We start from the raw sequence: 14,275 nt of genomic DNA, 5'->3' as shown, positions 1-14,275 counted from the left end.
TGACAGCCCGACTTCGTAGAAGTCACATCCTAATCTCTCAGGCACTCAAGGCAGCTCGACTTCGTAGAAGTCGCATGTAGAACCCAGCCAGAACCAACGCTCCACCTACCCCCATCCAAGCCCCCAAAAAAAAACAACAATGTTTTCACGCCGCAACCTTGACATTACCACAGCCAAGTCGTATATTACCAACCAATTGCACGAATCACTGCGCGCAGCAACAAAAACCGGCGCTCCCTGTGTGACCGCCACACTTACTTGAACAAAAAACATAACCGCACCACTAAAGCCTTGCGCTATAGGGGTATGATAATACTGGCATTAAACAGTCATGCCCGAACAGCCGCCCAGCCAGCAGCTGAAGGTACTGTCTGTGCTATGCCCCGCTGGGCGCTTCCGGCAGCGCAACTGGCTACAGCGCCGTGACACGGGGTGCCCGAAAGGCGGGGGTGGATCCAAGTCAATTTCTATTTTTTAACACATAAAAACCTTCACCTATGAAAAACAAATTCCTATTGCTCACCTGGCTGCTCGCCGTGCCTCTGCTGTGGGGCGGGTGCGATAAGCCACTCTTTAAAACCGATGAAGCCTCCATCGCACAGCCCGATGAGCTGCCGCCCATCACCACCACCGGCGAGGGCACCTTCGCCTGCAAAATCAATGGGGTGAACTGGCAGCGCTGTGGGGGCGGGTTCCTTCAGAGTAGTATCATTGGAGAGTGGCACCCGGTTTATAAGATTTTTTCTTTACAAGGACTTCGAAGTTGTGAAGGCTTTGACGATGCAGTATACATAAACGCGTTCATCGATTCAATAGGGTTGTACCCTCTAGAAGCAGGTCAATATGATGATTTCAACTTGGAGTGCCAAGACGTTTTGGACCAATATTTTCTTTTAGAAACTGCCGATAACTGGGTAGAAATCCTCAACCTGAACACCGACGAATTTATTGTCTCCGGCACCTTTCAATGCACCCTGGTGCATGAGGGGTGCGGCGACACGCTCTTTATCACCGATGGCCGATTCGACTATGACTGGGCCAATTAATTAACCTATTTCAACCAATATCACATGCGACTATACTCGGAACGGAGAGGTTTGGGCCTAAGGCACAAACCCGACGCACGCGTATATGCCGACACGAAGTCATGTTTGGAACCAAATTACTTCGTCGTCGGTATAACCGCTATTTTCAGAAACCTGCTGCTTGGAGTATTCATCCTGGCAGCGCCTGCGCTCTGCGCGCAACAGACCATAGATACGTCCCCCCCCCCCCGGATATTACACGCCGGACTGGGTCTTTGCTAACCTCGATTTAAGTGGGTTGTCTACCGGCTTGCTGCAAGAGCACGGTACGCCCTTCACGCGCCTCAGCGCCTTCAACGGCGACCCGGACAGCACCACCATCTCCACGCCCCTCCGCTGCCGCCTCGTGCAGGCTACTTTGCTCAGCGCCACCGTCAATGCCAATGCGCAGGTGGATACTACAGCGCTTCCTGCGGAGTCTGGCGCAGACACCTTCAGCTACTCAAAGGAAGTGTAGCCTGCCTAATAACCCGGACAAAACGGACAAACGACTTCGTAGAAGTCACATCCTAGTCTCTCAGGGCCCTTATGGCAGCCCGACTTCGTAGAAGTCGCATGTACAACCCAGTCAGAACCAACGCTCCACCTACCCCCACCCAAGCCCCAAAAAAAACAACAATGTTTTCACGCCGCAACCTTGACATTACCACGGCCAAGTCGTATATTACCAATCTATTGCACGAATCACTGCGCGCAGCAACAAAAACCGGCGCTCCCTGTGTGACCGCCACACTTATACCGACGATTAAGTGGTTTGCCGAGGCAAACCCACTCAATGCTTGCCCGTGTCTCATCGCCTTTAGGCTTTGACCACCTTAAAGGCAGGAGGGTCGGCATATACGCCTTGAAGCGGTATGCCTTGGAATAGCATACCACTTCGTCATGCGTATACTTGAACAAAAAACATAACCGCCCTGCTAAAGCCTTGAGCTATAGCAGTACCATTTGGTATTGGCATTAAACAGATATGCCTGGGACAGCCGGTAGCTGAATCCCCTGTCTGTGCTATACTCCGCTGGGCGCTTCCGGCAGCGCAACTGGCTATAGCGCCGTGACACGGGGTGCCCGTAGGGCGGGGGTGGATCCAAGTCAATTCCTATTTTTTAACACATAAAAACCTTCACCTATGAAAAACAAATTCCTACTCCTCACCTGGCTGCTCGCCGTGCCCCTGCTATGGGCCGGGTGCAACTGGTTCGGCAACGATGACGATGAAATTACTATCAAGCCTATAGATTGGGACGCAGAAGAAACTCTCCCCGAAATGACCACCACAGGAGAAAACACCTTTGGCTGCTTGGTCAATGGTGAGGTGTGGAGGCCTAAAGGTGGGCCTTACTTTGGTTTGGATGCTCAGCTTTCTTTTTCTTATCATGAGCCTACTGGAGGTCTGTTTATCAGTGCAAGTAGAAGGCTAGGTCCAAATGATAATGGCTATGATACTTATCAACGGATAGGGATTAACGCAACATTCAAGGGTATTTCACCTAGTGATAGTGTTCGACAATGCATGTTCGCTGATATAAATAGGTGTTCCTCTTGGAACGGGAACCCCATGATTCTAGATAGTATGCATACAAACGTCATTGATATCACTTTCTTGGATACAGATCAAAATATCATTTCAGGCACTTTTAACTTTCTCTTTATCAAAGAAGACTGCCATGACACCATCCGTGTCACCGATGGCCGGTTCGACATCAAATACGCCAATTAATCTTTAACGCTTAAAAACCACACATTATGTTTAGCTTTTCTCTACGCGGGGTTCTACCCCCCCCAATTTCAAACTAACTGTTTTAGGCTTGCTTTTAAGCCTCTCTCTGAGTGCGCAGCAAGTACAAATTATTGACACGCCACCGGCGGGCACCGTAACGCCGGACCATGCCTTTGGCGCCCTCGACTTCACAGCCGTCACTTCCGGCTTTTTGGCAGAAAAGGGCATACCGCTCGCCAGGCTTTCCAGATACAACGGATCAGATTCCGTTTTCGTAAACAAGCATAGCCTTGACCGGATATGCGCGACACTCGCAGGTGCTACAGTTAGCGGCAGCGCTCCCAATGTAGTAGGCATCGTAGAACCTGCATCTATTTCGGATACCATCCCTTTCAATTTACTGCTATTTGACTACCATAGCCTTGACCCCAACGCAGTCAACAATGGCTTGCTGAGTATTAACAATGGGCAGTTGCAGCACGTAAGCGGCGCCGGGAGCCCCTATCTGCCCAACCGGCTTTTTGCAGCCGCTCCTTCGGTCAGCCGGGAACTGCCCGCTGGCACTTATCATTTCCGGATTGACCTGCATGCAGGTGCTTCATTGCCGGTACTGTCCACAAAAGTTGACTTTGGCGATGGTGGTGGCTTGCAGGCTGTGCAAGACGGCGATTGGGTGAGTGTGCAGTACAGCTCAGGGGGCGCTGTAGAAATCACAGCTGAACTGACTCTTTGGAACAGGACTAAATTAATCAGTAAAAGTCGCATAAACATTGCCGCTCCCGCAGGCAGTGCCTCGCCTGCAGGCCCGGAAACGTACTGTACGAACAGCGATTTTACCTTTACGGTAAACACCACAGAAAATGGAACGGTGCATACGGCAACGGTCACTGGCCGCTCAGCATGCTGCGATACTGAAATCCGAAAACCCTTCATTGTCATCAATGGTTTTGAAACGCCGGCTTTGGAGGATTTTTTTGGCTTTACGTTTAACGGTTTAATAAATAACCTTCAATTTTTTGCTGGCTCTCCAACTGGAAATTCTATATATAACGACCTAGAATCCTCCAACTACGACATCCTGTTCATTGACTTTGCCGACGAAACAGAGGCGCTTGAAATCAATGCCCGGCTGGTGGAAGAAGCCATACGTGAGATCAACGCCCGCAAACATCAGGCAGGGAGCAGTGAACAAAACGTGGTAGTAGGCATCAGCATGGGAGGTGTAGTCGGCAAGTTGGCGCTGCTTGATATGGAAGCGGCTGGCGAGCAGCACGAAAGCGCTGTGTTCTTCAGTATGGACTCTCCACTGCGCGGGGCGAATATCCCGCTCGGCGCGCAATTTGCAGTCGACCACCTGGCTAATGAAACCGTTTTTGGAGTAGGCCTTGGCGATATGGTAGAACTTTTAGGCACTGCGGTTGAGGTCCTCGAACGCCCCTCTCCAAAACAGATGCTCATCTATCATAAAGACGGCTACATCGAAGGCTCAGGCACTATCGGGCTGACTGTGGAGCATACTGATTTCTACGAGATGCTGCGCAACAAGGGGGCTTTAACTCAGTGTGAGCACGTAGCAGTAAGCAATGGTTCGCAGATTGGGATAGGGCAGGGCTTCAATGCAGGGGCTAAATTCCTTGATATAGAAGGTTCAGGTGCAGAGCTTGCTGCATTTGCGGGTCAGGACTTACCTATAATCGATGGGTTCTGGGGCGCTGTTCTAGGGCCATTCGTGGCTATTGAATTAGCAATAGGGGCCCAAGTAGACTTTGAGTTTTCCGCTATGCCAGCCCCCAATACGGGACAGCACCGCATTTACAAGGGAGAAATAAGCCAGGAGTTGTTATTTGGGCTTCTGACGGTCAACTATTTCTCAAGAGAAGTGAAAGTAGGCGGCGGCAATATTTTACCTTTAGACAATGCCCCGGGCGGTTTTGCAGATATTCCCCAGCCAGAGGATTTGGGCTTACCCGCATTTGATGCCCCTCCTGCTGAATTGTTCTTAGACCGTTTTTGTTTCATCCCCACCATCAGTGCACTTGAAATCGGCCCATTCAGAGGTTTTTCATCAACATTGGCTGATTTATATACCGATGTGTCAGATAATGATGCTGTGATTGCGAGTGGCCAAACCTTAGTCACCCGTTACGTCGCAGTAGACGATGACCCAGACCCTACTTCCGACTTGGAGAACAATCAAGCGCACCCTGGCTTTAGTTTCGATAATACAGGCGTAATCCTTACAGAAATACTTAATAGTTCAGGGTTCAGTTCGCCTCTACTTGCTCGCACTTACAACTTCGGGAAAGCCAATATCGAATATGATTACCGGGCTGTCCCCGCTCCGGGCTTCACAATTAGTCAAACCCCAATAGCCATAGATGAAGACAAGGTTATTGGCTCAGGCGGAGAAGTATGGGTTAATAGAACTGGGACAATAGGTTATACTGATGTAAGCTCCAACCCCTCGAATGAAGTGAGCCAGTTCGAGTTATTTATCAGAAAAGGCTGTGAACCTCAAACTTTTTTAACAATTTCCAATAATGCCCGCATGGAGCTCGGCCAATGGGACGCCGCCGCCGGCATCACCAACACCGCCCAGGTCTACGTGCAGGCAGACGCGACGGTCTCCATCCAAGCCCAGGGCGAGCTGTACATCAATAAAGATTCCAAGTTCATCGTACAAAATGGCGGCTATACCGAGGTGCTCTCCGATGGGCTGCTCAGCGCAGGCTTTGGCGGGCAGGTCCGCATCGAAAAAGGGGGCGAAGCCCGCATTGGCAGTGGCGGCATTTTGCGCGTCAGCCAGGATTCCAAATGCGTAGTGGAAGACGGTGGCAAGCTGGTACTGGAGCCGGGCGCTATCGTGCAGCTTTGGGACGGGGACGACCCCTTCGGACGTGCTGTGCTCGAAGTGCAGGGCGAGCTGGAGGTACAGGGCAGCATCGACTTCAGCGGCAATGGCTTCTTTGACTTTTTCCAGAGCCATATTCTCAGCCTTACGGGCGGTATTTTCCGCATCGAAGGGCGGGGCATCGGCAAGCGCTTCCTGCGCCTCCGCAACAATACGACCCTTGATATTGGAGACAATACCGTAGAGCTGCTGGAAGGCCTGGCGGAATACGGGAATTATGCCAAAATCTCCGTAGGTCAGGGCGAAGCCTTTATCTCCAACATAGAGCTGAAGACCGGCGGGCAGACGGCGGTGGGACTGCTGGCTGACGGGGCGACTAAAATCCGTTTTGTATACAACGAAGCCTACGGGTTTGCCAATGCCGTGGAAGCCTACAACATTTACCCGGCCAGTACGCTGGATTTCCTGTTTTTCCAGAGCGGCTTTTCCGATAACCAGAATTCCATCTGGCTCTCCCACGGCGGTAATGCCCGTATTTGGGACTGTAATTTCAATGGCACAGGCACCGGTGTGAATGCGATGCTGCTCGACGAGCTGCAGTCTGTGCGGGTAGACGCAAGTGTCATTGAAAACTACAACGTGCCAACGGAGCCTGAGTATCTGACCTGGGGCGCCGTCCACGTCTCCAACGTAGGCGAGTACATCATGAGCGGAGGCGAGCTGTCCAATAATGACGTGGGCTTGTACTGCCCGCCAGGCAAGTATGTTAATGTCACCCTGCGCGGGCAGGCTGAAGTGGCGGATAATGACTTCTATGGGCTCCATATCGTAGAGGGCAACCGGGAAGGCAGCAACTATGGGCTGGTCACGATGGACTGCGCCAGGCTGCTCAACAACGGGCTGGCCGGCATCAAGGGGCAAAACCTCATCCTGAACATTGATGCATTCATCAATTCCCAAACGGACAATCTGGCTTACGCCCGGGCCAACCATTTCCAGCGCGGGCCCAATGATGCGCTTTGGTTCGATATTTGTTACGATGGCACCCTTGCTGAAACGATCAATACCATCCCCGCCGAAGGCAATTACTGGGGCACCGACAATGCCAACCCGGAGCCGGGCGGTGGGCTGTACTACTACGCCCTGGACAAAACCAACTTTGGCGGCTGCGGCGGTTTCCCGGAAATCAGCCTGGGATTTGGCACCAAAGCCACCGGTGCGCCCACGAGCTGCCCATCGGGCCCGCCTACCGGCCCGCACGTGCCGCCGTCCAAAGATTGCAGCGGGCTGATGGCTACGCCAACCGAGCAGCTTGGCGGCAGCTTCTTTGATGCCTTTTTCGCCTATCAGGACAGGCTGGAACAGGAGGAGCTGACGGAAACCACGTACAGCTTGTTTGCAGCTGTCGCCCAGAAGTCCAACACAGAGCGGGGCACCGCATCCGATCAATGCAAGCACTACATCGACGTGGCGCGGGTATTTGTGCCCCATACCGGTGGCCAAAACCTTCAATCGGCAGGCGGCAGCCCGCAGGGCATGCAGCAGCGTCAGGGCCTTAGCTTATCAGGGCAGCCCTCCGCCTTCCCCAACCCGGCACAGGACGAAGTGGCGGTAGAGTGGAACCCGGGCGCCCAATTCTCTCTGCGCGCCATTAATGCAGCCGGGCAGGAGGTATGGTCAGGCCTGCTGCCGTCCGGCACCCACCGGTTGCCGGTGGACAGCTGGGCAGAAGGCTGGTACTTCCTGCACTTCACTACCGCAGACGGGCAGCGCGCCCATCAGCTCAAAGTGATGGTGCAGCGGTAAGGCTGGAAGAGGAATAAGGCTTTATGGACAAGCTCCGGCGGTGTTGGCTGCCGGGGCTTGTCTGTTTTACAACAACAAGGCTGCGTGCTTCCTCTGACATAAATCATTGCCAATTTCCCACCACCAGCTTACCTTAATCTTTCACGAAACCGAATCACAATGAAAGCCTTAGTCTGGTACGATTCTTTCTTTGGTAATACCCAGCAAATTGCAGAAGCGGTAGCCGAAGCCATCCGCCCCTATGTGCGAGTGGTAGAACTTCAGCGTATCCAAAATGCTTCCCCGGAAGACGTGGAGCAGGCGGATGTGCTGATCATCGGGTCGCCTACCCGGGGATTCCAGCCCTCTGAGGATACCAAAGCCCTCCTGCGTCAACTGCCGCGCCACGCGCTAAGAGGGATGTGGGTAGCTGCCTTTGACACCCGGATTGCCCTGCATACCATCGAGAATGGCTTGTTCCGGTGGATTGTCAAAACCGGGGGCTATGCCGCAAGCACCATTCATAAAAGCCTGCTGCGCCATGACGGACAAGCGGTTATCGCGCCGGATGGCTTTTGCGTGACAGACAAAGAAGGCCCACTGATGGAAGGCGAGCTGCAGCGTGCCCGGGCCTGGGGCAATAGCATCGGACAGATCGTGGGAGAAGAAATGGTGGTGGTGTAAAATTATTTTTTCCTCATCCGGAACTCAACCGGGCCGCCATTTAGGGTAAACTTTTGGCTTAGGGGTTGGTAGCCTGCTCTTTGAGCGGAGATGGAATGGTTCAGCCGCTGCATGGCCAATGGGATGGTGACTTCAAATTTCCCAAATTCGTCGGTAGTGTCCCTTTGGTTCAGAATAAGCAGGCTGACGCCGGGTAATGGCTCTGTCCCATCCTCATTCAGGATTTGCCCGGATACCTTTTCCAGGCTTCCATCCGGTAGCACTTCAAGGGTCGTGCTTTTACCGTTGAGGGTCAACGAATTTTCTTCAAGCTTCCAGTAATCTGCATTCAGCCGTACCCGGACGGTGTTACCTCTCAGGGTGCCGGGCAGGGATTTGAAATCTGCCAGCCCGTCTGCATCAATATCAGCACTTTCCCATTTATTTTCTACAAATAATTGTACCGAACCCTCTTTGAGTTTTGGATAAAGTCCGGCTCCGGTCACCTTGGTTTTCAGGCTAATGGTAAATTCAAAGGGGCCGCAACCATCCGTGGCCACTACGCTGGCCGGGTTGATGAGGTATACGAGGGCAAAGACTGCCGCAGCACTGCCTGCTTTAACACCCTGCATCTCAAATTGCAATAGCCCCGGTAGCTTGATGGCTGCAAGGCCGCCTCCCAGCGCCATTAGCAATCGGAATACCATTGCCTGGGCGGCGGTAGGGCAGGGGATAAATGCGCCAACCACTATCGCCGTGCCCACTAGCAGGACCAGCCCGGCTATCCAGGGTATATTTTGGGAAAAGTCCGTAGTGTCGGATGGAGCGCCTGATATTGCTGCCGGGGTAGCTCCGGCCAGGCTCGCTGCTTCCTCTGCGGTTTGTTGGAGCTTCGTTTCATCAGTGGATTTTGGTATTTTTTCAATCAGGCTTTGCAGGGACTGCTGTATTTGGTTGAGTTGCAGTTGGTAGCTATCCACATCCAGCGTACCGCTGTAGTAGCGTTTCTTAATGCCGTTGTAGCGCCCGGCCTGATGAATGACATCCCGTTGGAAATAGGAATCGTCCGATGCTTCAGCAATTTGGGTCAGCGCATCAACGACACGCTCCAGTTCGCCCTCGATCAGCCATTTGCGGAGTTCTTTAGGTGTTGCCATAGGGGTTCGGTATTTATGCCAAGATAGCGAAGATTTCCGAACTGCCTGCTTTGCTTTACCATTCCCCACCTGCCCCGCCGCCACCGGTGAGGCCGCCTCCAAAGCCACCGAAGTCGCCCCAGTCGCCACCGCCACCGCCGGACCAGCCACCGCCACCACCTCCAGACCAGCCGCCACCGCCGCCAATCCAGGGGAAGGGGAAGATCATCCAGCCACCACCGCGCCGGCCTCGCCGCCTGCGGTCCATATCGTAGCGCCCGCCGCGGTAATAGCCGCCATCGTCATCATCGTCTCCACCACCGCCCATACGGCTGAGCACTACGATGAGGATAATGACAAAGAGGATGACCAGAATGGCAGGAATACCGCCTTTGGCCTCTTGTTTGCCATCAGCCTGCTGTGGGGTGTCATTGGTGTATTCGCCCTGCGCCAGTTCCATAATGGCACTTGTCGCCCGGTCGAGCCCGCGGTAGTAGCGGCCCTCCCGGAAATTGGGCGTGATGATTTCGTCAATAATCCGTTTGGCAAGGGCATCCGGCAGAAAGCCTTCAGCGCCGTAGCCCGTCATGATGCGAACCTTGCGGTCATCACGGGCTACGTAAATGAGTGCGCCATTGCTCTTTTCCCGGCTGCCGCCAATGCCCCAGGCTTCGTAGTATTCGAGTGCCCGGTTGAACGGGTCACCGCCCTCAAGTGAAGGCTCCGTTACGATAACGATCTGCGTGGAAGTCTGCCGGGCATACGCTGCCAGCTTTCGGGTCAGCTGTTCATCCTCCTGCCGGGACAACAACCCTGCATAATCGTTGACCACCTCATTGGTGGGCGCAGGTACCGGTTGCTGAGCGCTAAGCGGTAGGGCAATTAGTGTGAAAAGGGCAAAAATCCAGGTCTGTAATCTCAACGTCTTAGTTTTAACTATACGAAATATCATCGGGCAGCTCGTTTTCATCATCAGACTGATAGGGGAAGAAGGCCTTCAATTTAGCACCGACCTGCTGTACCGCTGCACAAACCCCATCAGCGTAGTTGCCGCTTTTGAAGTGGGCAAGCATGATGTCCCGTTCTTCCGACCAGAAATCTTTGGGCACCTTTTCATTAATGCCTTTATCGCCCAGGATCGCCAGCTTGCGCTGTTCCGGAGCGATGAAGATGAGTACGCCGTTGCGGGCCTCCGTTTTATGCATTTCCAGTTTCAGGAAAGTCTTCTGGGCCGCTTGAAGCACATCGCCTTTCAGGTTGTCCTCCAGGTGTACCCTGATCTCGCCTGAGGTACTAAGCTCAGCTTCCTGAATGGCATCAATAATACGGTCTTCTTCTTCGGGTTGGAAAAAGCGGATCATATAGTGGAATTGGGCCGGGCAGTTCAATTTAGCAGTTTGTTACCGTCTCTTTGAACCGCCCGGTTTAAAGAAATGCTAGAATTCTACTTTTGGCGCATTTTGCGCGCTGGCCTCTGCTTCAAACTGGGCTCTCTGATCGAAGCCAAACAGGCCGGCAAAGAGGCTGCCCGGGAAGCGCCGTACCTTTTTGTTGTATTCCGTTACCACATCATTGAAACGGTCGCGCTCCACTTTAATGCGGTTTTCGGTGCCCTCCAGCTGTGCCTGCAGCTCGCGGAAGTTCTGATTAGCCTGCAGTTGCGGGTAGCGCTCAGAGACAACAAGCAGACGGCCCAGCGACTGTGACAGTGCGCCCTGCGCCTGCTGGAACTCCTGTAGCTTCTCTGCACTCAGGTTGGAAGGATCGATATTGACACTCGTTGCCCGGGAGCGTGCCTGCGTCACTTCGGTCAGTGTACTTTTCTCAAACTCTGCCACTCCTTTTACAGTATTGACGAGGTTCGGGATCAGGTCAGCGCGGCGCTGATAGGCACTCTGTACTTTTGACCAGGCATTTTCCACATCCTCATCCATTTCGACGAAGCCGTTGTAGCTGTTACAACCACTTACAAAAAGTACCAGCCCCAGGCCGATCAGGATAATTGGAAGAAGTAATGATCTCATTGGTGTTTTGAATTTTAGAGTCTAAAGTTGATTGAAAAGCAGTTAAGGTTCCATTCGGTTCGCCAGGACTGCCAAATTGTTAGACGAACGCATGCCGGGAAGTCATTTTTGTTCCCGGAAAGCCTGAAGCAGGGCCTCAGCGGCATGAAAGGAGGACTGCTGCCCGTTCATCACCTGCCGTTCCACTTCTTCAAGCTGACTGCGTACAGTTTCATGATTAAAAAACAACTGTCTCAGCTCCCGGTTTATGGTTTCGTGCAGCCAATAACGGGCCTGGGCGCGGCGGTTGTGCTCAAAGTAGCCATTGGCGCGGGTTTGTTCCTGATAAGCCTGAATGTCTTTCCAGACTTCCGGGATGCCCATTCCGGTAGTGGCAGAGCAGATTTCCACCCGGGCCACCCATTCACTTTCCTTGGGCGGGAATAAATGCATAGCATTGCGGTACTCCTGTTTGGCTTGTTTGGCAAGCGGCAGACGTTCACCATCTGCTTTGTTGACTACGGCGAGGTCCGCCATTTCCACAATGCCCCGCTTGATGCCCTGTAGTTCATCACCCGCGCCGGGTAATAGGAGTAAAAGAAAGAAGTCCGTCATGGAATGCACCGCTGTTTCGGACTGCCCCACGCCCACGGTTTCAATTAGGATCGTATCGTAGCCCGCCGCCTCACATAGTATAATCGCCTCCCGTGTTTTCCGGGCCACCCCGCCCAGGGATTCTCCTGCCGGTGAGGGGCGTATGAAGGCATTCTCCTGATGCGCCAGCTGCTCCATACGGGTTTTGTCTCCCAAAATACTGCCCTGTGTCACCTGGCTTGTAGGGTCTACAGCGAGCACAGCGAGTTTTCGACCCTCCTTCAGCACATGCAGTCCAAAAGCTTCAATAAAGGTACTTTTTCCCACGCCCGGCGTTCCCGTAATGCCAATCCGGACAGACTGTCCGCTCATCGGCAGGCAGGCTTCAATGATCTGTTGCGCCAGCGCCTGATGCTCTCGCCGCGTGCTCTCTATCAGTGTGATGGCTTTAGCCAGTGTTACCCGGTCTCCCCTTTGGATGCCGGAGGTATAATCCTCCAGCCTCCACGGCTTTTTCCGGATACGCCTGAGATTAGGGTTGAGGCTGCCGGGGGAGACAACGCCTTTTTGGGTATGCCGGCCAGTGGGACTTTGATCATCAGGCATATTGGGTTCGGATATTTGGTACAGCAGCTAACTTAAGGAATCCATTCGGTAATTAATAGCCTGGCCTATTGCCGCTCTTTCCACTTGTCCATCACCTTATCAAAGCGGCTGTCCATACAAGCGCTAAGGTCAGTCGTTACAAACTGACCATCCAGAAAAAGACTGAAAATGCTTGCAGGGCTGGGAGCGGATTGAGCCTGCTCCGGGGTTTCCAGCTTAATAAGTGTTAGTGGCAGCCCCCGCTTTTCTGCCGTTTCCGAAAGGGATTGTTCTGCATGAAAAGGCGCAAATGGGCAACGGTTGGAATAATAGGCGGTCAAGCCTATAGGATTCGGGCACGTACCCGACCGCACGGAATCTTTAAAACCCGGGTTTTGCTCATCGGGGGTTAACTTTTTAACCAGCAGGCTAAACCCGCTGCTGATGCGGTCTGCTTCTTCAAAGCCCTGCCGCAGCAGCCATTTGGTATCCGACATGAAATGAAACTTCCGGGTGCCCACTACAGTGACAAGCCCTTTTTTGCCCTGTGCCAGAGCGTCTTCCCATGCAGATTGCAATAGAAGCTTGCCGTAGCCTTGTTTCTTGTGTTTTCCTGAGACCCAAAAGCAGTTGATGTTTAAATATCCTGGTGCAGAAATGGGTATCCATGCGGTCTCAGCAGGCCCATACTCTATGAATACCTTTGCCCGGGCATCAAGCCTGCGAAAGACGTAGCCATGCTCCATCTCCCCTCGCAGCCATGCTTTTTTGTCGTTGTACCCTTTGATGCACTTTTTGTCAGATATCGCACAGCAAATATGCTCCTCTGCCAGGGTTTCAGGAGTGAGATTTATGAGTTCAGTCATGTTGGAATTATATCTGGTCAGATCACAAACAAAATAGATACCTCCAACTCTGCCTGTCAATGTGAATAGTCACCCTTTGGAATATTTTTGAATACAAGGCAAAACAAACAAACAGCTACAGAAATAACCGGAAAGAGCGCCGAATAGCCTGCACAACATTTCCATCACACCTGTTAAAGTTCTTAATGCCTTGATATTAAGAAATTAACAATTCGTGTATTGGTCTGGGGATCAGTATGTTGAGGTGTGCCCTGTATTTAACGCTTACAGTAAGAGCCTGGTATTTCCGTTAAACTCTCCTAAGAAGGGGAGAGGGCCGTTTCAGGCTATTGACCCGCCCGTTTATTCTGTGCTTCTTTGTGATGTACCGATTAAAACAATCTACACACCTAAAAACCCTGAACCCTGTTTTGGTAACTATTTAGGTCAATTTGCAAAATAGCGAAAAAATAGCGAACTAGCACAGGTGAACAAGGACGAGATCATAGCGCAACAAGCTGAGCAAATAGCAAAGCTGGAATCACTGCTGGAAGCAGCGCTGGCTCGTATTGCAGAGCTGGAAGCACAGCTGAAAGCCAACAGCCGGACTTCGTCGCGGCCTCCGAGCAGCGATGGGCTGAAGAAGGCCCCTGCTTTCCCGCGCAAGAAAGGCGGCAAGAAGGGAGGCCAGTCTGGGCATAAGGGGAAGACGCTTGAGATGGTCGCCCCGTCTGCAGCAGACCGCCTTGTTGTCCACCCGGTAGCTGAGCAAAAATGCAGCTGCGGCCAGAACCTGGAAAGCACTGTGCCAAGCATAAGCTTAGAGCGCCGCCAGGTTTTTGACCTCCCCCCGAAGCTTTTGCAAATAGAAGAGCACCGCCTGGAGGTCAAACATTGCCCTTGCTGTGGCGAGCAGCATACAGGCAGACGAGGGCAAAGACTGCCGCAGCACTGCCTGCTTTAACACCCTGCATCTCAAATTGCAATAGCCCCGGTAGCTTGATGGCTGCA

The 14,275-nt window shown here is 52.7% G+C and carries 12 protein-coding genes; 6 read left to right on the top strand and 6 right to left on the bottom strand.

The window, feature by feature from the left end:
- Positions 1 to 497: 497 nt before the first annotated feature.
- The 5 genes from IX84_RS00820 to IX84_RS00795 all read left to right on the top strand — a co-directional run bounded on the left by IX84_RS00820 (position 498) and on the right by IX84_RS00795 (position 8,122).
- Positions 498 to 1,046, top strand: coding sequence for a hypothetical protein (locus IX84_RS00820; RefSeq protein ID WP_044215749.1), 549 nt, complete (start codon positions 498 to 500; stop codon positions 1,044 to 1,046).
- A gap of 277 nt (positions 1,047 to 1,323) precedes the next feature.
- A complete protein-coding gene (locus tag IX84_RS00815; protein WP_044215747.1) occupies positions 1,324 to 1,542 on the top strand; it encodes a hypothetical protein in 219 nt (72 codons plus the stop codon).
- A gap of 669 nt (positions 1,543 to 2,211) precedes the next feature.
- A complete protein-coding gene (locus IX84_RS00805; RefSeq protein ID WP_052515674.1) occupies positions 2,212 to 2,802 on the top strand; it encodes a hypothetical protein in 591 nt (196 codons plus the stop codon).
- 88 nt (positions 2,803 to 2,890) lie between these two features.
- Positions 2,891 to 7,459, top strand: a complete 4,569-nt coding sequence (locus IX84_RS00800; RefSeq protein ID WP_044215743.1) for a hypothetical protein — start codon at positions 2,891 to 2,893, stop codon at positions 7,457 to 7,459.
- Positions 7,460 to 7,618: 159 nt separating this feature from the next.
- A complete protein-coding gene (locus tag IX84_RS00795; RefSeq protein ID WP_044215742.1) occupies positions 7,619 to 8,122 on the top strand; it encodes a flavodoxin family protein in 504 nt (167 codons plus the stop codon).
- 2 nt (positions 8,123 to 8,124) lie between these two features.
- Here the strand turns inward: IX84_RS00795 and IX84_RS00790 are convergent, their stop codons facing one another.
- From IX84_RS00790 to IX84_RS00765, 6 genes are all read right to left on the bottom strand, one after another.
- A complete protein-coding gene (locus tag IX84_RS00790) occupies positions 8,125 to 9,258 on the bottom strand; it encodes a hypothetical protein (RefSeq protein ID WP_044215740.1) in 1,134 nt (377 codons plus the stop codon).
- A gap of 55 nt (positions 9,259 to 9,313) precedes the next feature.
- Positions 9,314 to 10,159: a TPM domain-containing protein gene (locus IX84_RS00785; protein WP_052515673.1), complete on the bottom strand. Its 846-nt coding sequence runs from the start codon at positions 10,157 to 10,159 to the stop codon at positions 9,314 to 9,316.
- A gap of 10 nt (positions 10,160 to 10,169) precedes the next feature.
- The gene (locus tag IX84_RS00780; RefSeq protein WP_044215736.1) at positions 10,170 to 10,598 is read right to left on the bottom strand and encodes a TPM domain-containing protein; all 429 of its coding nucleotides are present in this window, start codon (positions 10,596 to 10,598) and stop codon (positions 10,170 to 10,172) included.
- Positions 10,599 to 10,673: 75 nt separating this feature from the next.
- On the bottom strand, positions 10,674 to 11,261 hold the full coding sequence (locus IX84_RS00775) for a LemA family protein (RefSeq protein WP_039723333.1): 588 nt from the start codon (positions 11,259 to 11,261) through the stop codon (positions 10,674 to 10,676).
- A 102-nt stretch (positions 11,262 to 11,363) separates the two neighbouring features.
- Entirely contained in the window at positions 11,364 to 12,440 is a 1,077-nt protein-coding gene (gene meaB / locus IX84_RS00770) for a methylmalonyl Co-A mutase-associated GTPase MeaB (RefSeq protein ID WP_044215732.1), read from the bottom strand.
- Between the two features lie 65 nt (positions 12,441 to 12,505).
- On the bottom strand, positions 12,506 to 13,285 hold the full coding sequence (locus IX84_RS00765) for an N-acetyltransferase (protein WP_044215973.1): 780 nt from the start codon (positions 13,283 to 13,285) through the stop codon (positions 12,506 to 12,508).
- A gap of 466 nt (positions 13,286 to 13,751) precedes the next feature.
- Here IX84_RS00765 and IX84_RS00760 point away from each other — a divergent pair, with 466 nt between their 5' ends.
- Complete coding sequence (locus IX84_RS00760; RefSeq protein ID WP_052515672.1) at positions 13,752 to 14,228, top strand: DUF6444 domain-containing protein; 477 nt, start codon at positions 13,752 to 13,754, stop codon at positions 14,226 to 14,228.
- Positions 14,229 to 14,275 lie beyond the last annotated feature (47 nt).

This window comes from Phaeodactylibacter xiamenensis (assembly GCF_000759025.1).
Classification (GTDB): domain Bacteria; phylum Bacteroidota; class Bacteroidia; order Chitinophagales; family Saprospiraceae; genus Phaeodactylibacter; species Phaeodactylibacter xiamenensis.
This window is presented reverse-complemented; position numbering and strand designations above follow the sequence as displayed.